Source organism: Paenibacillus sp. FSL R5-0341 (assembly GCF_037975235.1).
In the GTDB taxonomy this organism is placed as follows: Bacteria; Bacillota; Bacilli; order Paenibacillales; family Paenibacillaceae; genus Paenibacillus; species Paenibacillus amylolyticus_A.
Window position 1 is genome coordinate 2,823,002 of record NZ_CP150241.1, and the last position, 24,411, is coordinate 2,847,412.

At 46.5% G+C, this 24,411-nt stretch carries 10 protein-coding genes; all 10 read left to right on the forward strand.

The annotated features are described in order from the left end of the window. Nucleotides 1-145 precede the first annotated feature (145 nt). On the forward strand, nucleotides 146-7,648 hold the full coding sequence (locus tag MKX75_RS12815; protein ID WP_339169860.1) for a fibronectin type III domain-containing protein: 7,503 nt from the start codon (nucleotides 146-148) through the stop codon (nucleotides 7,646-7,648). 127 nt (nucleotides 7,649-7,775) lie between these two features. After that, complete coding sequence (treR, locus tag MKX75_RS12820) at nucleotides 7,776-8,486, forward strand: trehalose operon repressor (protein ID WP_339169862.1); 711 nt, start codon at nucleotides 7,776-7,778, stop codon at nucleotides 8,484-8,486. A gap of 175 nt (nucleotides 8,487-8,661) precedes the next feature. Beyond that, entirely contained in the window at nucleotides 8,662-12,000 is a 3,339-nt protein-coding gene (locus MKX75_RS12825) for a DUF5107 domain-containing protein (RefSeq protein WP_339169863.1), read from the forward strand. Between the two features lie 58 nt (nucleotides 12,001-12,058). Continuing rightward, complete coding sequence (locus tag MKX75_RS12830; RefSeq protein ID WP_076330936.1) at nucleotides 12,059-14,398, forward strand: beta-galactosidase; 2,340 nt, start codon at nucleotides 12,059-12,061, stop codon at nucleotides 14,396-14,398. A gap of 366 nt (nucleotides 14,399-14,764) precedes the next feature. Next, nucleotides 14,765-15,745 carry a glycoside hydrolase family 5 protein gene (locus tag MKX75_RS12835; RefSeq protein ID WP_062834150.1) on the forward strand — a complete coding sequence of 327 codons (981 nt, stop codon included), beginning with the start codon at nucleotides 14,765-14,767 and terminating at the stop codon, nucleotides 15,743-15,745. A gap of 179 nt (nucleotides 15,746-15,924) precedes the next feature. Further along, the gene (locus MKX75_RS12840; RefSeq protein ID WP_339169865.1) at nucleotides 15,925-17,994 is read left to right on the forward strand and encodes a bifunctional aldolase/short-chain dehydrogenase; all 2,070 of its coding nucleotides are present in this window, start codon (nucleotides 15,925-15,927) and stop codon (nucleotides 17,992-17,994) included. Nucleotides 17,995-18,012: 18 nt separating this feature from the next. Further along, nucleotides 18,013-19,284 carry an L-rhamnose isomerase gene (gene rhaA / locus MKX75_RS12845; protein ID WP_339169867.1) on the forward strand — a complete coding sequence of 424 codons (1,272 nt, stop codon included), beginning with the start codon at nucleotides 18,013-18,015 and terminating at the stop codon, nucleotides 19,282-19,284. 131 nt (nucleotides 19,285-19,415) lie between these two features. Beyond that, a complete protein-coding gene (locus tag MKX75_RS12850; protein ID WP_339169868.1) occupies nucleotides 19,416-21,116 on the forward strand; it encodes a ribonuclease J in 1,701 nt (566 codons plus the stop codon). A gap of 467 nt (nucleotides 21,117-21,583) precedes the next feature. Next, nucleotides 21,584-22,567 carry a LacI family DNA-binding transcriptional regulator gene (locus MKX75_RS12855; RefSeq protein ID WP_339169869.1) on the forward strand — a complete coding sequence of 328 codons (984 nt, stop codon included), beginning with the start codon at nucleotides 21,584-21,586 and terminating at the stop codon, nucleotides 22,565-22,567. A gap of 347 nt (nucleotides 22,568-22,914) precedes the next feature. After that, on the forward strand, nucleotides 22,915-24,390 hold the full coding sequence (locus tag MKX75_RS12860) for a sucrose-6-phosphate hydrolase (protein ID WP_339169870.1): 1,476 nt from the start codon (nucleotides 22,915-22,917) through the stop codon (nucleotides 24,388-24,390). Nucleotides 24,391-24,411: the final 21 nt, after the last annotated feature.

Here is a 24,411-nt window from a genome sequence, read left to right on the forward strand (position 1 = left end):
TTCATCATCAACTGTTTACATTCATGAGCTGAATCGTTATAATCAAGAAAAAATGACACTTGTTAGGGGAGGCACCCCAACTTAGGACATCGTTCCTTTGTTGGGGTGCCTCCTTTTTTTGGTGTACCAAAAAGGAGAGCAGACGTTGAAGAAATCAGGAAAACGTGTGAAGAAACAAGCGGAACAGTTAACCAAAGTGGTACTGGCATTTGCGTTATTATCACCTCAAGCCTTGTTGCTTGAATGGGGTGCAGCCACGGTAATGGCTGAAACGGTTGAAACAATCGGGATTGTATCCGATACGTCCAGCATGAAGGCTGTACAGTCCTCCAAGGTGAAAGTGGAGATGAACAGTGACGGTAAATACAGAATTGTATTACTACCAAACACAAATGTATTTTACGGTGGCGATACAGGGAATGTATCCACCATTATCGACCATAACGGATCTCCCGTGAACTTCAAAACATTGCCGCTGAATTATTACCGAATTAACAATAATGTGATTGAAATGTCCCGGCAAAAGGACAATGTGGAATATATTTTGCGTGTATCTATCGTTAATGCTACCTCACAAGGTGGGTACATGAAGGTTGAGCTGGAAGCTATCAACCGCAGCGGATCGGCACTGAATTTGGGTGGAACATTTTATTGGGATACGATGGTGAATGGCAATGATGCTTCTCCGTTTGAAGTCATCGAGAATGGATGGCGCAATTATAGCGGCGGTGTTCAGGTCACGGCTTTTTATGCGAATACGTACAATGTTGTGAATGCGGATCGCATATACATGGGCCAGTACAGCAGTCCGGATAGCGCACAACTTACAGGGGGTTCTTCACCTTCGGCATTCACTCCAGGCCAGACCGTGACGGCGAGTGATACAGCTGCACAGTTCTGGTGGAATGCCAAGGCAACAGCGAATCAGACTTCACGCAAATTTTCGACCATTGTGGGGATTGGCCCCAAAAATGTTCCGCCTTCATTTACACTAACAGCACCCTCTTCGGGTCAAACCTACTACAAAGGCGAGCAACTTCAGATCTCCGGTACAACGCGAGACACGGATGTAGGCGACCTGTTGACTGTGAAATGGTCCATTGATGGTGGGTCCGAGAACATTCTGACCCAGATGACCGCAACGGGTTCGAATCAGTCTTTTAACACCAATTATACGTTGCCTGACACCCTGCCAGATGGCACGCACACATTGCAAGTATGGGTCATGGACGACAAAGGTGGGGTATCCTCGGCAGGAACCGTTAACTTCACGGTAAGGAGTTTTGTTGTGCCTGGAACGCCGACGTATACACTGGTTAATCCTAATAACTTGACGGTGAACTGGGATAAGAAGGCCAATGATGCATCCGTTACGTATGAACTGAAGAATATGACAACCAATCAGATCGTGGATACAGGTGCTTCAAATAGTCGGCAGGTGACTGGACTCACTCCGAATACGAGTTATTCTTTTGCTGTACGTGCCAAAAATTCAAGTGGTTCCTTCACGGGGTACTCCACTCCATCCACAAAATATACATTGGCCAATCCACCCGCTACTGCGGCAGTGACACAATCAGGCAACTCTGTTACTGCGAGTTGGAATAATAATAGCAACCCTGCGGGCACTCAATACAAAACGGAAATACGCAGTCCAGGCGGGCAGGTCCTTGCATCAGGAACATCAACTTCAACACGTACAGCGTTTGCCCTGACCGGACTCGCGGACGGAAAATATGAAGTATTTGTGGCAGCGCTGAATGGCGAAGGGATACAGACCCCGTATATATCCGCTGGAGAGATGATGAAAGATACGACGGGTCCAACTGCTCCTTCCGTTACAGTCACTCCATCCACATGGACAAAGGAAGATGTTCTGGTCACGGTTGAGGAAGGGAAAGATGTATTGAGCGGAACTCAAAAGACTGAAGTGAAAGTGGGTCCTGCAGGAGAATGGCGTGAATACAGTGCTCCGTTTACCGTAAACAGTGAAGGCAACACAACTGTTATGGCACGCAGTATTGATGCATTTGGTAATACAGGACAGGAAACCGCTGTGACAGCTAGGGTAGATCGGACGGCACCAACGCCACCTGTTATCTCGTTGAATCCGCCCGAATGGACAAAAGCGGCAGTAATTGTGACATTAACGGAGGGTATGGACGAAGCAAGTGGCATTGGTCTGACACAGTATAAGCTGGGAAGCGAGGGAGAATGGATTGACTACAGGACCCCTTTTACACTCAGTGAAGAAGGAATAACGGAGATTTATGCACGAAGTGTAGATTGGGCGTCCAATGTCAGTGCTTCCACTTCGGTAACAGCCAGAATCGATAAGACTGGGCCTGAGCAACCAAGGATTACGTTAAGTGAAGAGCATTGGACGAATCAGGATGTAACTTTTGCAATAAACAGTGGTGAAGATGCAGGCAGCGGGCTTGCCAAGAGCCAATATCGACTTAACAAAGAAGGTCCCTGGATCGATTATACGGGCGAAGTGACAATTACCGATGAGGGAGAAACGATTGTATATGCACGCTCACTTGACCGTGTGGGCAATATAAGCATGTCCGCTCAGGCTACGGTTCGAATCGATACGACTGCTCCAACCGAGCCGGTAATTCGTTTGAGTTCTTCAGGATGGAGTAAAGAACATGTGCAATTCACGATCGCTGGTAGTGTGGATGAACGAGCGATATCCTATGAATACAGCATGAATGATGCCCCGTATATGACAGGAAATACAGGTACAGTTAGTACAAACGGCGCTACCACCATTCGGGCGCGAGCAAGAGATGCCGTTGGTAATGTGAGCAAGGAAGTCAGTCGAATCGCCTATGTGGATCAGATCGCGCCCACAATTACATTTGCACCGAACGGACATGGCTGGACGGACACGGACATATCCACTACGATTCAGTATGCTGACGCACACTCAGGCATTCAGGAGCTGGAACGATTCTATCAAGTTACGAACAGTGCAGAATCACCGGAACATTGGCTAGAAGCTCGCTCTGACGAGCATAAAGTATCCATTGAATCGGAAGGCATCTGGTACATCCATGCCAAGACCATGGACAGAGCTGGTTATACATATGAGACAACATCTTTACCTTACCAAATTCAACGCAAGCCCCAGCAACCGAGTCATGTGAAAACGACACAGATCACTGAGACTTCAGCTGAACTTACAGTGGATTTACCAACTGGGGAAAGGTATACCGATGGATATCAGTATGAGATAACGAATAAAACAACAGGACAGTCATGGACACTGGATTATCCTAACCACAGTATAATCGATCACTCCCTAAGCGGTGGTCAGGTCTATGAATATGAAGTTAGAATGAGAAACCATACCGGAGTAAGTGATGCAGTAAGCGCTCAAGTATTAACTACCCCAGCAGCTCCCGGAACGTTGCACGTTCGAAAAGTAGATTCACAGCCCCATTTGGCCGAAATTCAATTTGATTCAGTACGAGGAGCAGATGCATACCGCATCATCGCGACTACTTCGGACGGAACTACCGTGTTTGATCAGACGGTATCTGATCCGAGTAGCCTTCCCTATGTCAGCAACCTGGTTCCAGGAACCATTCATAACATTTCGGTAACGGCAATGAATGAAAGTGGAGCAGGTGGTAGCAGTAGAACCGGATTCCTCACACTGCCGGCAATGCCCGGGGAATTTATAGCCGTTCAAATTCAGGAGCATGATATTTCATTAGAATGGGAGACAGTGACTTCTGCAACGTATTATGGTCTTTCACGCGATGGAAAAGCCATATATGAAGGAGAGCAGTCGGAGTATCTGGACTCGGGTCTGGATAGCGGAACGGAGTACAGCTATACGTTAATTGCAGGAAATGAGACAGGACCAGGGCCGTTGGCTGGATTACCTTTGCTCAAGACGTTACCTGGACAGGTATCCGGCTTACAGATATCAGATGCTTCCACAGCGAGCCTTCGTCTAAATTGGGAAGCAGTACGAGGAGCCGATCGTTATGAGTTATGGTTGAATGGAGAGAAGTCGGGAATGGTTCCTGCCGGAACCCAAGAATGGGTCTTTGCGGGACTTAGTTCGGGAACATCTTATCAACTGGATGTACAAGCAGTGAACGGAAGTGGACAGGGGATGCGCAGTTCGGTATCAGGAACAACGCTACCAGAGAGCCCGTCGGGACTTCACGTTGCTCAAGTAACTGAACAGGGAGCGATCTTAAGCTGGGAGCCTGTCGTTGGGGCAACGAAATATCGGGTGGTTATCGATGGACAGAGCCATGAGATATCAGATACACAACTCGCAGTTCACCATCTGTCAAGCAGTCGTGAATATAATTATGATGTACAGGCAGGCAATGCTGCCGGGTACGGTGCATCCACCAGTAGTACAATTCTTACGCTACCTAGCAGGCCGGAAGGACTGAATGTCATATCGACTGGTGAGACAAGTATGGGACTTGCATGGCAAGCTGTAGATACGGCGAATCTCTATATTGTGAAAATCAATGGAACAGAAGTGGGCAGAACATCAGAACTGGCCTACACAGTTGAGGGATTGTTGCCAGGTACAGAGTACGATTTGGAAGTTCAGGCTGTGAATGCTTCTGGATCAGGTGAAACAGCTCAGCTCATCCGATTGTCCAAACCTGTGTCGCCTGCCGAGGTAATTGTTGATCCAGGAGTACATCGGGCAAAAGTTTCCTGGTCTGTCGTGGAAGGTGCCGCTGAATACGTGATTGAGCAGAATGGCAAGGAGATCTATAGAGGAGTGGAGAATGAAACAACGATTACAGGGCTCCAGGATGGAACGTGGCATCGCTATCAACTATGGGCGGTCAACAGACAGGGAACTCGTTCTGAAGAGACGGATGTATCTCTGCTGACTTTGCCTGAGAAACCCGTTAAGGTTGCAGTATATGATGTGGCAAAAAACAGCCTGGGTCTGGATTTCAGTAACACTGGTATCCAAGGGGCAGATCATTACGTCATTGAACGGGATGGAAGAGAGATTGCTCAGTTGAATTCAAGTGAGACCCTGTTCGTAGACAAGGACCTATCGCCAGGAACAAAATACACTTACGTGATTCGGGCAGTTAATACGAGTGGAGCGGGGGCGTCGCTTACGTTCAGTATAATGACTCAAACGTTGCCATTGGTTGCAGAAAGTATCACGGTGAAAGCTGGAACACATGCGGTGGATCTGGCTTGGGATGTTGTAAAAGGAGCAGCTGCATATGAAATTCGTAATCGGGTAACGGGAGAGGTGCAGAGCGTGTCTGAACCGTCTTTACATCTCAACAGTATGCTGGATGGCACAGTGTATGAATTCGAACTCGTTGCGATTAATGAAGATGGTCATCAGTCAGAGCCTATCCAGATTCAGGTTTTAACGAAACCCATAGCGCCTCAGACGGCAGGTATAACACACATCACAGATCAAACCGCGACACTGGACCTGAATGGCAGCTCCACACGGGGAGCAGAGCAATTCATCATGATGAGAGATGGCGTGGAAATCGCGAGGGTTCCAACAGATCAAGGAGCATTTGAAGATGATGGACTGACACCAGGAGAGTATTACACGTACACCATCCAAACATCCAATGCTGCGGGGGTGAGTGATTCCGGTTTTGAAGTTCAATTGCGGACATTGCCTGCGACTATTATTGAACCTTTACATGCAAGCATGATTGGGGAAAAGGAGGGATTGATCTTTTGGCCAAAGGTACGAGGCGCGGAGGGATATACCATACGCATCGGAGATCAGATCATCACCACAATTGAAGAAGGGGATATCACAGAGATGAGATTAACTCATCTGGAGAGTGCGACCCGATATGATCAGGTGCAGGTTATTCCTTATAATACGGCTGGTTCAGGAAGCCCCATGACTGTGACCGCTTTTTACACCCTGCCTCATGTGGATTCGCTGGAAATGAAGTTGTATCCGGAGACAGATCACGCCAAACTGGAATGGGACTTTCCTTATGTGAACGAAACATTCGTTGTATTACTGGATGGTAATGAAGTATATAGAGGCAAACAAAAAGAGTTTATTGTTGATCAACTCGATGCAGGCAAGCAGTACGAGATAGAGATCTACACGGAGAATGATCAGGGAGATGCATCGGAGAAGCTGGCGCATTCTGTCCTGACCAAGCCAGCAGCCCCTGTCAAAGTAGAGTATCTTTCAGCGAAGGACCGCATTCGTCTTCTATTGGAACAGAGTCGGGTTGTAGGTGCCGATCAGTTTGTCATTGAGCGTGACGGTGTGGAGATTGCTCGTGTTCCAGTAGACGAAGTGTTCTATGATGATGAGCGACTCGAACCAGGCGTGAACTATATTTATACGGTCAAGGCCATGAATGCCTCGGGCAGTAGTGACGGTGGTTACTATCTTTCTGCTATGACCCTTCCTGGTAGCGTTACTTCTCCTCCTGTAGTAGAAGGGCGTTCAATGTATGGTACAAACATTGTATGGGAACTGATTCCTGGTGCTGTGGGTTATCGAGTTTATCGGAATGAAGAGATCGTGGGAACGACAACGGAGACATCCATACATGTGTCTGATTTGAACAGTGCAGAGCGTTATACTGAATTTGCAATCATTCCATTCAATGAGGCAGGGGAGGGTGAGGTACTTCAAGTACCTGAATTCGAGACGCTACCTTCCGAGGAACTGACAGTAGCAGCCGTAGCGCAAGGTACGAACACGATTAAGCTAACTTGGGAACTGGAATCCATGAATGAGGTGATTGTGATCACCCATAAAGATCGTGAAATTTACCGTGGCACGCAGCGAAGTTATGTATGGACAGGATTGAATGCTGAGCAGCAATATGAGGTGGACGTATGGACGGAGAATTCAGCGGGTGAAAGAAGTGAAAGCAAACGGGCAGCAGCCATGACTTTTCCGTATCCACCATCCGCCTGGAGCGGTGGTGGTACAGCTTCAAATCCGGCAGATACTTCGGTAAAAGCCGATGAGTTGAGTTCACAACTTGAACCCTCTAAGCAATCTGATCTACCTGCGAAAAAAAATATCAAATTTATCGATATCAGCCAAACATTCAATAAAGACCAGATTACCTGGCTGGCGGAACAAAATATCATTCAAGGTGTAAGTGAAACTCACTTCGAACCACGCCGTCCGATCACGCGTGCAGAGTTCACCGCACTAATCGTGCGTTTGATGAGTGTGGACACGACTGCCAACAATCAGCATGGCTTTCAGGATGTAAATGACGAAGATTGGTTCGCTCCTGAGATCAAGGCAGCAGTTCATCATGAAATGGTTCAAGGCATGGGGAATGGAAAATTCGCTCCGTATGCGCTGGTAACACGTGAACAGGCATCCAAGATTATAGCGAATGTTGTCCATAAAATCAGCCCGAAACGGCTGACTTCTTTAAAATCATTTACCGACCAGACGGATGTATCCGATTGGGCCAAAGAAGAAGTAGAAGAGCTTGCAGGTTTGTACATGATTACCGGGTATGAAGACGGTAGTTTCCGTCCCATGCAGCACTTAAGCAGATCCGAAGCTGCAGCGCTGATCTTCCGCTTAAATAAGCTGATTCAAGTCATGGATGAGAACCGTACAGATCAAGTTGAGAAAGCGTCAGCGTTCGATCGTCATATCTAGATTGAATTGAATCATACATGTGATACTGCAAGCATCGCTAGTAACGACATTACCGCTTGGTTGGTTTTTAATGCTATAATGGTTGCCAATATGATAAAAAAAGGGTAATGAACAATGGTGATGAATAATGAATAATAAATTTATCCGGATATATGAAGATATTGCAAATCGTATTCGGACCGGAGAGATTGAGGCAGGGACGCTGCTTCAATCGGAACTGGATCTATCGGAAAGTTATCAAACGTCTCGAGAGACCATTCGCAAAGCGCTGAAAATGTTGTACGAAGAAGGTTATATTCAGAAGATTCAAGGCAAGGGCTCGATTGTACTGGACATACGCAAGATCGATTTTCCCATCTCAGGTCTGGTTAGTTTCAAGGAATTAGCCAAAAAAATGGGACATCGGGCTCAAACGTATGTGAAGGTTTTCGAGGAGCAACAGGTCGATCAGGCGTTGTACAAGAAAATTAACTTTGGTCTGAATGAACAGGTCTGGGAGATCAGACGTGTGCGCAAAGTGGATGGAGAGCACGTCATTCTGGACAAAGATTACATCAGCCAGCGGCTTGTTCCTGGACTCAGCAAAGAGATCTGTAATGATTCCATCTATCAGTACATTGAGCAAGAGCTGGGGCTTTCCATTTCGTTTGCCAAGAAAGAGATTCTGGTGGAAGAACCCACCGCTGAGGACAGGGAATTACTTGACCTTGAAGGTTTCCACAATGTGGTTGTGGTAAGGAGCCAAGTTTACCTGGAGGATGCCAGTCAATTTCAGTATACGGAGTCGAGGCATCGACCGGACAAGTTCAGATTTGTGGATTTTGCACGCCGAAGATAAGTTAATCAAGATTGATCAGAGAGTACCTTTCACTGCATTATTTGCGTGGATCGGTACTCTCTTTGGTTATGCGGGAAATCCGAAGATCGTCCATCAAGAACCGCTTAATGTCAATGTTCTTCCTTCATGCTGGAGCGTATGATCACAATATATACGAGACCGAGGAGTGAGGGAATTGAATCACGTGACAGCGAAATCAAATGTCCGCATATGGGAAGAAACCAGAGATATTCCAACCTATGGTACAGGTAAACCGGACAAAAACCCGATGTTTCTTGAAAAGCGAATCTACCAGGGAAGTTCGGGTAAGGTGTACCCGCATCCCGTGATCGACAGCATTGAAGATGAGGCCAAAATGAAGTCGTATCGACTAATTATTCTCGAAAATGAATATGTACGTATCGAGTTGATGCCCGAACTGGGCGGACGTATCTATCGTGCGCTGGATCGGACCAACGACTACGATTTTGTATACTATAACCGGGTGATTAAACCTGCACTTGTGGGACTGGCAGGGCCATGGATTTCCGGAGGAATTGAATTCAACTGGCCACAGCATCATCGGCCCAACACGTATGGCCCAGTCGACTATACATTTGGCAGTAATGAAGATGGAAGCGCTACCGTCTGGGTGGGCGAGATTGACCGCATGTATGGTACCAAAATGACCGCTGGCTTCACATTACATCCTGGCAAAGCCTATCTTGAAATCCAGGCCGAAGTATATAATCGCACCAACACACCTCAAACTTTTCTATGGTGGGCCAATCCAGCTGTAGCCGTCAATGATCACACGCAATCCGTGTTTCCACCTGATGTAACGGCTGTATTGGATCATGGTAAACGGGATGTATCCCGGTTTCCGATCGCAACCGGGACCTATTACAAGATGGACTATTCCGAAGGCGTGGATATCTCGCGATACAAAAACATACCGGTTCCAACATCGTACATGGCTTATAAATCGGATTATAATTTCGTAGGCGGCTATGACCACGGGGTTCAGGCAGGTTTGTTGCATGTGGCCAATCACCATATCTCACCCGGGAAAAAACAATGGACCTGGGGGAACGGGGAATTCGGGCAAGCCTGGGATCGGCAGTTAACGGACGAGGATGGACCTTATATTGAATTAATGACCGGGATCTATACCGATAATCAGCCTGATTTTACATGGTTACAGCCCTATGAAGCCAAATCATTTTCCCAGTATTTTATGCCGTATAAAGGAATTGGCATGGTTAAAAATGCATCAATTGATGCAGCGGTTAACCTCGAAATGGACGAAACGACCGGAATGGTAACCGTGATGGTATATGCGACGTCGGTTTTTGAACAAGTGACCGTTGAAGTGATAGGACCAACCGCGGTATATCTCCATGAGAGATGTAATATCTCACCTACGGAACTATATAAATCTTCATTCCCGTGGAGCGGACAAGATGAACGGCATCAGTTGAAGTTAAGTGTTCGAACTGCGGAAGGAAGAGTACTTGTGACCTATCAGCCTGAAAGATCTGAGATTCAGGAAGTTCCAGATCCGGCCACACCACTCCCACTACCATCGGAGATTCGTACCAATGAACAACTGTATCTCGCGGGTCTTCATCTGGAGCAATATCGGCATGCCACGTATGAACCGGAACCTTATTATCTGGAAGGATTGAAGCGTGATGCAACGGATATCCGTCTGAACATTGCCTATGGTACATTGCTGCTGCGTAGAGGACTGTTTCAAGATGCGGAGAAGCATTTCAGACAGGCCGTTCAATCGCTGACGTGGAAAAATACGAATCCGTATGATAGTGAAGCATTTTACCAACTCGGTCTGAGTTTGAAACTACAGGGAAAACAGGAAGAATCCTATGCTGCTCTCTATAAAGCTGTATGGTCTGCACAGCATCAGGATACGGGTTATTACATGCTTGCTCAGATCGATACGGGTCAACATCGGTACATCGAAGCGTTGGATCACATCGAACGTTCGCTGATTCGTAACACCAGAAACTACAAGGCTCGTCATCTGAAGGTGGCACTGCTGCGTAGATTGGGTCAAGATAAACAGGCGATCCAATATGCGCGTGAGACATTGGCACTGGACCCGGTTGAATTTGGAGCTGCACATGAATTAGTCCTGATTTACAGCGGGGCTACTACACCGTCAGATAGGCAAAAAGCGGAGCAAGCACGTGAACATTTCCATCGTCTGATGCGAGGAGACGTTCATAATTATCTGAATGTAGCCGCAGATTACGCGGATTGTGGATTGTGGGAAGAAGCACTGAAGGTACTCTCCGGTGTTGAATCCGAAGTTGCACAGCCGTATCCCATGGTTGGTTATGCGCTGGCTTACTTGTATCGTAAGTTGGGGGATACGGAACAGGTCCGAGAATATCAAAAGCAGGGGAAAGCTGCTCCAACCGATTATTGTTTTCCTAACACGCTATTTGAATTTCTGGTACTTCAGGATGTATTGGCAGTGGATTCGAATGATGCGCGTGCTCACTATTACCTGGGAAATTGGCTATATGATCATAAACGCTACGAGGAAGCGATCACTCATTGGGAAACTTCGCGTGAGACGGATGCTTCATATTCAACTGTACATCGGAATCTGGGACTGGCTTATTATAATAAGCTGAATCGGCCCGGTCTTGCACTGGCATCCTTAGAGGAAGCTTTCCGGTTGGATTCACAGGATGCCCGAATCTTCTACGAGTTGGATCAATTGCGCAAGAAGATGGGGTATTCTTGTGAACGTCGAATCAAATTGCTGGAACAACATATGGAGTTGGTTCATCACCGTGATGATCTGTATATCGAGTGGGTGACTCTGTTAAATATGCAGGGTAGTCATCAGGAAGCATGGGATGCTCTTCAGGCCCGGCGGTTTCATCCCTGGGAGGGTGGAGAAGGCAAAGTTACAGGACAATATGTTACGGCACTGACGGAACTGGCAAAGCAAAATCTGGAGAAACAACAACCTGAACTAGCATTGGAGCTGTTGCAGAAGGCTTTGCTTTACCCTGAGAACCTAGGTGAAGGTAAATTGGAAGGAGCTGGAGACAATCCATTGTACTTTTATCTGGGCTGTACCTACCAGCAATTGAAGAATAATCATGCTGCAGAGGAAAGTTTTCTAAGAGCCTCAATCGGTCTGAACGAACCGGCAAGCGCGATGTTCTATAATGATCAACCGCCGGAATCGATCTATTATCAGGGACTGGCCTGGCAGAAGCTTGGCAATACGAAGGAAGCAAACAGACGCTTTAACAAACTGATTGATTATGCCGAAAGACATATGCAAGATCACATCCGAATGGATTACTTTGCGGTCTCTCTGCCCGATTTTCTGGTATTCGACGATGATCTCGATCAGCGCAATGAAGAACATTGCCTTTACATGCGGGCATTGGGTCTCCAGGGACTGGGGCGGACGAACGAAGCAAAGGATGAGTTGGAGCGAGTACTGGAGAAGAACCCGAATCATCAAGGGGCAATCGTCCATCGATAATTGATAATCTATTCATCATCAACCATATCCCATTTATATCGAAGGAGTTATATAATCCATGAACGATAGTGTAGCAGGCAGCCATATTCACTTTGTATTGGATGCGGAAGATAAGGAAATTCGTGCGGGTCGCATGACTGGCAGTGGCGGCAAAAGCCCACGAGGGAAGTCGTATGACTTTACCAATTATTATATGACTCGTAATGCTAAACCCCATATTCCTGTGGTTGGTGAATTTCATTTCTCCAGATTCGCTTACCTGCAGTGGGAGGAAGAATTACTGAAGATGAAGGCAGGCGGGGTGAACATCATCGCTTCTTATGTCTTCTGGAATTTTCACGAGGAGCATGAAGGTGAGTTTAATTGGTCGGGAAATCTGAATTTGCGGCACTTTGTGGATCTGTGTGGCAAACATCAGCTGCCTCTGATCGTGCGGATTGGTCCATTCTGTCATGGAGAAGTTCGCAATGGAGGGATGCCGGATTGGTTATTCAGTTACCCATTTGAAGTCAGATCGAATGATGAAGGATACCTGTATTATGCCAAGCGACTATATCGCGAGATTGCCCGTCAGCTCAATGGCTGTTTTCACCAAGAGGGTGGGCCCGTTATAGCCGTACAGTTGGAAAATGAGTACATGCACGCTGGCGCACCCATGGATGCCTGGGGATATACACGTGAAAAGTATATTTACTCCGGCCGGGACGGGCGGGAACATCTAAAGGTGCTTCGCCGTATTGCCGAAGAAGTCGGCATGAAGCCCATGTTCTATACAGCCACGGCTTGGGGGAATGCTGCGGTTCCTGAAGAAGGCACGTTGCCGATGCTAGCGGGGTATGCGTACACACCATGGATTCCGAATCAGCCTCCAAGCCGCGAGTATTTATTCCGGGATCTGCACATGAATCCTGTTGAAGAAGTGGATTATGACAGTCTGGAGTATCCTGCGGCGTATTGTGAGCTTGCTGGCGGTATGCAGGTCAGTTATCACGCGCGTCCAGTTGTCGATGCGGACAGTGTTGAGGCAATGACCATTGTGAAGCTGGCAAACGGCAGTAATCTCGTCGGATATTATATGTATCATGGCGGTACCAATCCGATAGGGCAAAAATCTTATATGAATGAACAGGCATTGCCGAAAATGACGTATGACTATCAAGCCCCACTTGGGGAATTCGGACGTATTGGTGAATCGTATGACCGTATTCGTACCTTGTCCATGTTCCTGGAAGCCTACGGTGAGTTGCTTGCACCAATGGGCAGTGTTATACCGGAAGATCAACATGTGATAACACCGGAGAACACGATGGATCTGCGCTGGTCTGTTCGTCAACAAGCTGGTTCGGGATTTCTGTTCATGAATAATTATCAGGATCATGTAGCGTTGCCTGATCGTGATATTCAATTGGCGCTGCATACCAGCCAAGGAACGGCTTCTTATCCAAGAGAAGGCACGATGCAGCTGAAATCCGGTATGGCTGTCATTCTTCCTTTCCATATGAATCTGAGTGGAATGAAGATCATTAGTGCTACTGTTCAGCCACTGACCCGATTTATGGTAAATCAGGAGCTTACGGCTGTCTTTTATGCTCATGAAGGTATGACGCCTGAGTATGTTATGGATGCATCATCCGTTACAAATGTGGATATGCCCAAAGGCACAGTATCTGAGCAGGGAAATGAAGTTGTGATCTACCCGATTGCCGGCAAGGACCATCATCTGAGAGTCACAACATCCGACGGTATGGTCATACGAATCATTACATTGACCCGTGATGAGGCATTGCATGCCTACCGTTTCCATGTGGGCGGAGAAGAAAGGCTTGTGATTAGCAGTAGTCATTTGTATGTACAGAATGAAATGCTCATATGCACATCTGTGGAGCAACCGGAGATGGAGGTATCCTTTTATCCGGCACCAGAACAGATTACCGCTTCTGAATATGTTGTGTCATCCCAGTCTAAGCAAGGAGTATTCGATACGTACACAATCCAAGTTTCGCCTTACAAACCTGCTGTAGAGGTTGATTATCCGAAAGAGCATGCAGCAACACTGAAATTGGACACAATATGGCCGGAACATGTCGATGACGTGTGGGTTGAGATTGATTATGAAGGTGACGTTGCAGCAGCACATATTCATCATCAGATGTTAACGGATCATATTCACTATGGGCATAGCTGGATGCTTGGATTGAAGCAATCCCGTCATTTGCTGGCTGATCATGCGTTACGTCTGTCCATAACGCCAATTCGAAGAGGTACGACTGAGAGTTATGTGAATCAAGCTTATGTTGAGCGCTTTGAGGGTGTGGAGATCGGGAAGTTCAATCAGATTCGAGTGATACCTCAGTACCGGGTGGGGTTGGTGCTGGCGGGAGTTAGGGAAGGCGCTTAGTCTAGATCAGGGATTAAACAACAGATAAACAAGACTTAAACAAGAGTTAACTGACGTTAATAATACAGAGGGTTCTTTCTCCGAGCGATTGTGAGGGGAGAGAGCCTTTTTATTTTGCTGTGTGATGTAAAAACAAATGATTCCTAATCATGGTAAAAACATCTTGACTGGTAAGCGTTTTCATTTTATTATAACTTCATAACCTTATCGATAAAGTTTATTCGAGTTAATAAAATAAGAATAAATAAGGTTATTATTGTTTTGTTAACTACTACAAAAACTTCTATTACCAACGATTTTAGTTAACTTATTGCCTAGAGCAGGGTTAATTGAAATAAATAAAAAATTACAGGAGGTTCCAAACGAATGGTTAATCTGAAAAAGTGTACAATCTTCACGGTTATTGCTGCTCTCATGTTCATGGTACTGGGGAGTGCAGCCCCCAAAGCATCTGCTGCCACAGGATTTTATGTAAGCGGTAACAAATTGTATGATTCCACAGGAAAGCCTTTTGTCATGAGAGGTGTTAATCACGGACATTCCTGGTTCAAGAATGATTTGAATACCGCTATCCCTGCCATCGCCAAAACAGGTGCCAATACGGTACGCATTGTTCTTTCAAATGGTAGCCTGTACACCAAAGATGATCTGAACGCTGTTAAAAATATTATTAATGTGGTTAACCAAAATAAAATGATAGCCGTACTCGAAGTCCATGACGCTACAGGAAAAGATGACTATAATTCGTTGGATGCCGCGGTGAACTACTGGATTAGCATTAAGGAAGCTTTGATTGGCAAAGAAGATCGGGTAATCGTCAACATCGCCAATGAATGGTATGGAACGTGGAATGGAAGTGCGTGGGCTGATGGTTACAAAAAAGCCATTCCGAAACTAAGAAATGCTGGAATCAAAAATACGCTGATTGTGGATGCAGCCGGATGGGGACAATTCCCTCAATCCATCGTCGATTATGGACAAAGTGTATTTGCAGCGGACTCACAGAAAAATACCGTGTTCTCCATTCATATGTATGAGTATGCGGGCAAAGATGCTGCAACCGTCAAAGCCAATATGGAGAATGTGCTGAACAAAGGCTTGGCGCTGATCATTGGTGAGTTCGGGGGATACCACACGAATGGTGATGTGGATGAGTATGCCATTATGAGATATGGTCAGGAAAAAGGGGTAGGCTGGCTTGCCTGGTCCTGGTACGGAAACAGTTCCGGTCTGAACTATCTGGACATGGCTACAGGTCCGAACGGAAGTTTGACGAGCTTCGGAAACACCGTAGTGAATGATACCTATGGTATTAAAAACACTTCCCAAAAAGCGGGGATTTTCTAATCCGCCGATGAAACAGGAACACTCTGACGTTCACGTCAGGGTGTTTTTTTAATAAAAGTGCTAAATCCATATTAGTTTTTGAATTTTTCCGTTTATATTTAAAATCTTTTGTTTTCAAAACAAAACAAAGATGATAAACTCGGATTAGGAATAAAACAAACATTATCGGAGGGAAACGAATGGTACAGAGTTTATGGAATGCATCGCAGGCATCTGAGAAAACAACAGGACTGGAGCAATTGGTTTACCGATCCAATCTGATTGGAACCGATCGCAGTGTATGTAACATTTTCGGTGGAAATACGTCTACCAAAACGACAGTGAAGGATTTTCGTGGTCGTGATGTAGAAGTAATGTATGTGAAAGGCAGCGGATCCGATCTGGGTTCCATGGAAGCGAAGCATTTTACCGGACTTGGGCTGGAGGACATTCGACCATTAATTGAACGTGAATCCATGTCGGATGAAGAGATGGTTGAATATCTGGGACATTGCATGATTGATGCCAAGCACCCGCGTGCCTCCATCGAGACTCTTCTGCATGCGTTCCTTCCATATAAGCATGTGGATCATACGCACCCGGATGCGATTATCAGTCTGTGTTGTGCGCATAACGGTAAGGAATTAGCGAGAGAGATTTACGGTGATCGTTTTGTATGGGTACCATATGTACGTCCTGGGTTTACGTTATCTAAAATGATTGCTGAAAGCGTATTCTCGAATCCCAATGCGGAACTTGTACTGATGGAAAAACACGGGCTCGTGACTTGGGGAGAAACATCCGAAGAATGTTACGCTCAAACGATCAAGATTATCAATGAAGCGGAAGCATTCATTGAAGCACGGGTGGACGAAGGAAGTTTGTTCGGTGGTGTGAAGCACCCGGCATTGGCCGCTGATGTTCGGCGTCAGATCGTATCACATGTGATGCCAACGATTCGTGGAGCAGTATCGGATAGCAAAAAAATGATTTTGTCCTTTGATGATCAGGAGAATGTACTTGCCTTTGTTGGTGGGGCGGATTCTCCGCAATTGTCTCAGGTGGGCGCGGCTTGCCCGGATCATCTGGTACATACCAAAGTGGTACCTCTGTTCATTGATTGGACGCCGGATGCGAATGATATCGAAGGCTTGAAAGCGAAGCTGGTGGAAGGCGTGGCAGCCTACAAAGAGCAATATCAGCAGTATTTTGAAAGCAATAAAAACGAAGGTGACGTCATGTTCGAAGCGGCTCCTCGCGTTATCCTGATTCCTGGTGTGGGCATGATCAACACAGGCAAGAGTTGGGCACTTTCCCAAGTAAGCGGTGCATTGTATCACAGAGCCATTGCCGTTATGCGTGGAGCCACTAGCCTGGGTCAATTCGTATCGCTCAGTGCAAACGAATCTTACAATGTGGAGTACTGGCCGCTGGAATTGTACAAATTATCTCTGGCTCCCGCAGAAACCGAATTCTCCCGCAAAGTGGCATTTATTACAGGTGGAGCAGGCGGTATCGGAAGTGAAACAGCACGTAGATTGGTATCTGAAGGCGCTCATGTCGTGCTCGCTGATCTCAACCTGGAGGGCGCACAGAAGGTAGCGCAGGAGATCAATGAGCAATACGGTGCGAATCGTGCTTATGCGCTGAAAATGGACGTGACCGATGAAGAAGCCGTTCAATCTGCGTATGCAGATGTTGCGGTGCAGTATGGCGGAGTGGATATCATCGTGAACAATGCCGGACTGGCGACATCCAGCCCATTTGATGAAACGTCCCTGAAAGAATGGAACCTGAACATGAATGTACTGGGTACAGGTTATTTCCTTGTGGCTCGTGAAGCCTTCAAGCTGATGAAACAGCAGGGTATTGGTGGAAGCATGGTATTTATCGGGTCCAAAAACTCGGTGTATGCGGGTAAAAGTGCCTCTGCTTACAGCTCGGCCAAAGCACTGGAAGCACATCTCGCACGCTGTATTGCAGCAGAAGGCGGGGAGTATGGCATTCGTGTCAATACGATTCTTCCTGATGCTATTCTTCAGGGGTCAGCAATCTGGAACGGTTCCTGGAGAAACGAACGAGCAGCGGCATACGGTATCGAGCCGGATCAATTGGAAGAGTATTACCGCAAACGGACGACATTGCTCGTAAATATTTACCCAAGAGATATTGCGGAAGGGATCGCATTCTTTGCTTCTTCGAAATCCGAAAAAACAACCGGTTGCATGATGACCATTGATGGCGGTGTACCGGCAGCATTTACACGTTAAATAGGAGGGTTCTTGCGGATGGATAACCAAGTCAAGCAAGCGTATGAAGCAGCCAAGGCATTGTATGCCCAGCACGGAATTGATACGGACGAGGTACTGAACAAACTCGCGGAGATCAAAGTATCTGTACACTGTTGGCAAGGCGACGATGTTAAAGGCTTCCTGAACAAAGATGGAGAGTTAACAGGTGGTATTTCCGTGACAGGTCAGTATCCGGGGGCTGCAACCACGCCTGCTGAACTTCGCAACGATTTGGAGCAAGCTTTCGCTCTGATTCCCGGTAAACATAAGGTCAATCTGCATGCGATCTACACGGATACAGACGAGAAGGTTGAGCTGGATCGGATTGAGCCGAAGCATTATGAGAACTGGGTGAAATGGGCCAAAGAACAAGGACTCGGTCTGGACTTTAACCCAACGTGTTTTTCCCATGAAAAATCAAGTGACGGGTTCACGCTCAGTCATCCGGACCCTGAGATTCGCAAGTTCTGGATTGATCACTGCAAGGCGTCTCGCCGGATTGGCGCTTACTTCGGCGAACAGCTTGGTCAGACTTGTGTAACCAATGTATGGGTGCCAGACGGATTCAAGGATAATCCGGTTGACCGGTTGACACCACGCAAGCGTCTCAAGGAATCGCTGGATGAAGTATTCGGCGAACCACTTAACCCGGAGCACAACCTGGACGCGGTAGAGAGTAAGCTGTTTGGTCTCGGTTCGGAGGCTTATGTGGTGGGTTCTCATGAGTTCTATATGGGTTACGGATTGCAAAATGATACGTTAATCTGCCTGGATGCGGGTCATTTTCATCCTACAGAGGTTATCTCCAATAAACTGTCGTCCCTATCTTTGTTTACTAGCGGCATTCTGCTTCACGTAAGCCGCCCGATGCGCTGGGACAGTGACCACGTCGTAATCATGGACGATGAGTTACTGGAAATTGCCCGTGAACTGGTTCGACATGATCTGCTTGGGACCACACATATTGGATTGGATTTCTTTGATGCAAGTATTAACCGTGTAGCTGCATGGGTTGTGGGTACACGTAATACGATCAAAGCCCTTCTGCGTGCGATGCTGGAACCGGTGGATGCCTTGAAACAAGCTGAGTTGGACGGAGATTACACCCTGCGTCTCGCGTTAACGGAAGAGTTCAAATCCTATCCGTTTGGCGCGATCTGGGACTACTATTGTGCTCAGCAAGGCGTTCCAGTTCGTGAAAAGTGGATCACCGATATCAAAACCTATGAACAAGACGTATTGCTACAGCGTGATAAATCATTGGTGTAACCGCATTTATTTTTTGTATAAACCACTACGGAATTAAATTTCCGTGGTGGTTTTTTTGGCATAATTGCGCTGAAATGCATAACTAAGGCGATTGCTTCCATACTAGGAATATAGATCCGTATCGCATACGTATGTCACGCAGAGGAGGATTACTAGAGTTGAATCTAGCCCACAACAAACTGTATATTGCTGCACTTGGCGGCGTGAATGAAATAGGGAAGAATATGTATTTCATCCAGTACAATCAGGACATCATCGTGATTGACTGTGGTTCGAAGTTCCCCGATGAAACCTTGCCGGGGATTGATCTGATCATTCCGGATGTAGCGTATCTGTTGGAGAATCTGGATAAAGTAAGGGGTCTGGTGGTCACCCACGGACACGAGGATCATATCGGTGGCATTCCCTATCTGTTAAAACAAATGAACATCCCGGTGTATGCATCCAGGCTTACGCGCGGGCTGATCGAACTTAAACTGAAAGAGCATGGGCTGCTGCGCCAGGCGGACCTGCACACGATCGATGCTCATTCCAGCATTACGCTGGGAGGGATCGAAGTTTCCTTTTTCGCAACGAGTCATAGTATTCCGGATTGTCTTGGAATCTTCTTTCAGACCCCAGTCGGCAATGTCGTGCACACGGGAGATTTCAAATTCGACATGTCACCTGTGCATGGACCTTTCCCAGATCTGCACCGCATGGCCGAGATCGGCAAGCAGGGCGTTCATATATTGCTCTCCGAGAGTACCAATGCAGAAAGACCCGGATTTACACCTTCCGAGCGTATTGTGGGAGACCACATTCTGGATGCCTTTATTCGTGCAAAACAAAAAGTATTTATCTCCACCTTTGCATCAAATGTCAGCAGGGTACAGCAGATTGTGAATGCAGCATTCGAGACGGGGCGCAAACTGGCACTGTTGGGCAGAAGCATGGTGAATGTGGTATCGGTCGCCAGTGAATTGGGGTATTTGCAAGTTCCTGACGGATTGCTGATTGAAGCCATCGATTCAGATCAGTTTCCACCTGAACAAGTCGTTGTCTTATGTACCGGTAGTCAGGGGGAAGCCATGGCAGCATTGTCACGTTTGGCATCCGGTAAACATCCTCACGTAAGAATTAACGCCGGGGATACGGTTATTATTGCTGCCGGAGCCATTCCGGGCAATGAACGAAATCTTGCACATGTAATTGATAACCTCTATGTTCTCGGAGCACGTGTGATATATGGTTCAAGTGGTGCAGCAGGAATGCATGTCTCCGGACACGGCAGTCAGGAAGAACTCAAATTGATGCTGACCCTGATGAAGCCGGATTATCTGATTCCGATCCACGGTGAGTTTCGCATGTTGTATCAACACAGACTGCTTGCTGAATCCGTAGGTATAGAGCGTGATCATGTGTTTATCGTGAACAATGGGGATATGGTCCAGTACAAAGACGGAACTGCTTCTCTGGGTCCCAAAATTGCGTCGGGCAACAGCCTCGTAGACGGTCTGATCATGGGCGATGTCGGCAATATTGTACTGCGTGATCGCAGGCAACTGTCATCCGATGGCATGCTGGTCATTGTGACTACACTGAGCAAAACGGAGAAACAGATGGTCACGTCACCCGAAATTATCTCCAGAGGTTTTGTGTTCGTCAAAGACTCGGAAGAATTCATGCATGAGATTCATGAGCTGGTTCTGAACCGGATGGGTGAGTTGACCGGGGCTGGTGTGAATCAGTGGAATGTGATCAAAAGGAAGCTGAAAGACGAGATCGGTCACTACATTTACGCTCAAACCAAAAGAAGACCTATGATCTTGCCTATTATTATTGAAGTCTGAGGTCGTACGGAATAGGGAGCGTTCTTGTGTTAGTGGCCTGTGTAAACGTGTATATGGAAGCTTAACAGCCTGAGGAATGTCGGATCATACTTCGGTATGAACGTCACATTGTCATCGGGCTTTTGCTTTTTCATCACGAATGTACACGGTGCGCTATAAATTGAGTTGAATCAAATTCCCCATGGGTTTGCGATTCGAAGTATAATAAAAGGTAAACTATATGAATTGAACTAAACATTCACACGAGAACGTAGAGGACAGAAAAAACCTGAAGAAGCGGAGCTAAAAGCTTTCTGAAAGAAAGCTACTTCGGAAGCATACACCTCGCCTTTATCACCGGATTTCCCCTTTAAAAAGGGAAAAATCTGGGGATAACAGCGATCGGCAGGTTATTCTGTCATCGGAGTGGTAAGTGTGAATATTCTTGAGTTCAATTTATATAGCTAATAGAAATAAGAGGAGTCTTTATGAATAAAACGATTTCTGATATCGCTCAGATGGCAGGTGTGGCGAAGAGCACGGTCTCTCGCTTCCTGAATGGCGGATCTGTAAGTGAAGATACACGCCAGAAGATTGAGCGTATTATCAAACAATACAATTATGTTCCCAATACATTTGCACAGAGTCTGAAGGCTAAGAAGACCAGTATTATCGGTACGGTTGTGCCACGTCTTGATTCTTTTGCAACATCACAGACATTGATTGGAATTGATGAAGAACTGCGGAGTAATCAGTATCAGATGCTGATCGCGAATACGAGTCAGGACATGCAGCGCGAGATAGACGCCATCTATGATTTTGCAAGACAAAAGGTGTCGGGTATTATTCTGCTAGCTGCTGAAGTAACTGAAGCACATCTGAAAGCAGTTGAGGATATAGGTATTCCGGTGTTACTGGTGGGGCAGCAGCATGAGCAAATACATAGTCTGGTTCACAATGATGATCAGGCCGGTTATGAGATGGGCAAATATGTTGTAGGACAGGGTCACCGCAAGATTGTGTATATGGGGGTTAGCGAGAAGGATCAGGCAGTAGGTATCCATCGCAAACAGGGTTTTCAACGAGCAATCGCCGAGTGTGGTGATTGTGAAGTGAAGTATTATGAGACGAGCTTCAAGATGTCAGAAGCCATCATTACCGCTGAGGCTATACTGAAAGAGATCACACCAACGATCATTGTAGGGGCTACGGATAATATCGCACTGGGTGTGATGAAGATCGCATTTTCCAATAAAATTCGCATACCGCAAGAATTATCTGTTACCGGATTTGGCGGATATGATATTACGGAGATGATTCATCCCACGCTGACGACGGTGAAATATCATTATTTGCAGGCAGGCAAAGTAGCGGCGAATCACATTATACGACTGGTCAAAGGCGAATCGGTGGAAGAACGAACAACACTTGATGTAGAACTTATTCCTCGAGAAAGCGTTGACAAAATATAAAAAGATCCTTTATGATAATTCCATCGAACCGGTTCCACTGTAAATATCCAATCTGGATATGCGAACACGGGCAGGCACTAATGCCACATGGAATTATTTTTTTTGTATTCAACGGAACCGGTTCCTATAATTTGGTTTTTGTATAAGTTAAATAAGAAATAAACATTTACGGAGAGGGAAGAAAAAATTCGAAGAAACGTAGTGTTCGCCTTTATCACCGGATTTCACCCTTTAGAAAAGGGATCAGGAAATCTGGGGATAACAGCGATCGGAGGATTGTTCTGCCATCGTAGTCCCAGTGTGAAATTTCTTGGTTTAACTTATATAAGCAAGAATGGAGAACAGCTATGAAAATGACTAGAGAGCAACGCTACAGACGAATTGAGCAAGCGGAGCCTGGAGAGATTGCGAAGCTTGAAGCACGGATATCCGAATGTCCTTGGCGACAGAGTTATCACATTCAGCCGATAACAGGTCTGCTTAATGATCCTAACGGCTTTGCATATTATCAAGGCTATTATCATCTGTTCTATCAGTGGTTTCCACTTGGAACAGAACACGGTATGAAATACTGGTATCATACCCGCTCGAAGAATCTGGTGAACTGGGAAAATGTCGGCATTGGAATCGAACCGGGTGACCCATATGACTCGCACGGAGCTTATTCCGGAAGCGCGATTGAAAAAGACGGCAAACTGCACTTACTGTACACAGGCAATACAAGGGATGAGGCTTGGGTTAGACATCCGTATCAATGCTTGGCAGTCATGGATGAAAGCGGTTCAGTAAGCAAGCGGAATCATCCGGTCATCTCTTCGGTTCCACAGGGATACACGGAACACTTCAGAGATCCCAAAGTGTGGCAAGAAGGAGACACGTATTATTGTGTAATCGGAGCGCAGCGAACAGATGAGACGGGATGTACGGTGCTGTATCGCTCAACAGATTTGAAAAACTGGGAGTTTCTTGGTGAAATTCGTACGCAGTTAACCTCCTTTGGTTACATGTGGGAGTGCCCCGATTATATGGAGATGGACGGGAAAGGTGTGCTTGTCTTTTCCCCACAAGGCTTAGATGCCACTGGAGATCATTATCAGAATATTTTTCAATCCGGTTATCTGATCGGTGACCCACTGAATCTACAGACGAGAGAGTTCAATCATGGTGAATTTCAGGAACTGGATCGTGGATTTGACTTCTATGCTCCGCAGACGATGCAAGGCCAGGACGGAAGACGTATTCTGGTTGGATGGATGGGACTTCCCGATCTGGAATATCCGACAGATGATAGTGGTTGGGCTCATTGTCTGACCATTCCTCGGCAGTTGTCATTCCGAGACGGCAAGTTAATCCAACAACCTGTTGCAGAGATGGTGCAATTGCGCCTGCAAGAGGAAGGGACTCATATTCACGCAACGATTGACAATGAGAGCCGATCCTTCGCTGGTTTTGAGGGGATTGCCTATGAGCTGAAATGTGAGATAAGCCATGTAGTTGCAGAGGTTGTAGGCATCGAATTCCGGGCAAATGGAACTGAAAAAACGGTTCTTCTGTATGACCGAATTCAGCAGAAAGTTGTCCTGGATCGGACGATGTCTGGTACTAAATTGGCAGAGAAGAACGGCGTTGTACGACGGTGCACGTTTACTGCGGACGTGATTAAGTTCCATCTGTTCGTAGATTCTTCTTCGGTCGAGATTTTTGTGAACGATGGGGAAGAGGTCTTTACCAGCCGAATTTTCCCAAGCCGGGACAGCGTGGATATTCGTTTCTTTGCGCACGGCGGCAAGGCTGATTTTGAATCAACCCAATGGGATTATTAAGGATTACGTGAGAGGAATGAG

Coding starts and splice junctions, on each gene's coding strand:
- treR (WP_339169862.1), top strand. CDS start 7,776: ATGAATAATAAATTTATCCGGATATATGAAGATATTGCAAATCGTATT.
- MKX75_RS12830 (WP_076330936.1), top strand. CDS start 12,059: ATGAACGATAGTGTAGCAGGCAGCCATATTCACTTTGTATTGGATGCG.
- MKX75_RS12835 (WP_062834150.1), top strand. CDS start 14,765: ATGGTTAATCTGAAAAAGTGTACAATCTTCACGGTTATTGCTGCTCTC.
- MKX75_RS12840 (WP_339169865.1), top strand. CDS start 15,925: ATGGTACAGAGTTTATGGAATGCATCGCAGGCATCTGAGAAAACAACA.
- rhaA (WP_339169867.1), top strand. CDS start 18,013: ATGGATAACCAAGTCAAGCAAGCGTATGAAGCAGCCAAGGCATTGTAT.
- MKX75_RS12850 (WP_339169868.1), top strand. CDS start 19,416: ATGTCACGCAGAGGAGGATTACTAGAGTTGAATCTAGCCCACAACAAA.
- MKX75_RS12855 (WP_339169869.1), top strand. CDS start 21,584: ATGAATAAAACGATTTCTGATATCGCTCAGATGGCAGGTGTGGCGAAG.
- MKX75_RS12860 (WP_339169870.1), top strand. CDS start 22,915: ATGAAAATGACTAGAGAGCAACGCTACAGACGAATTGAGCAAGCGGAG.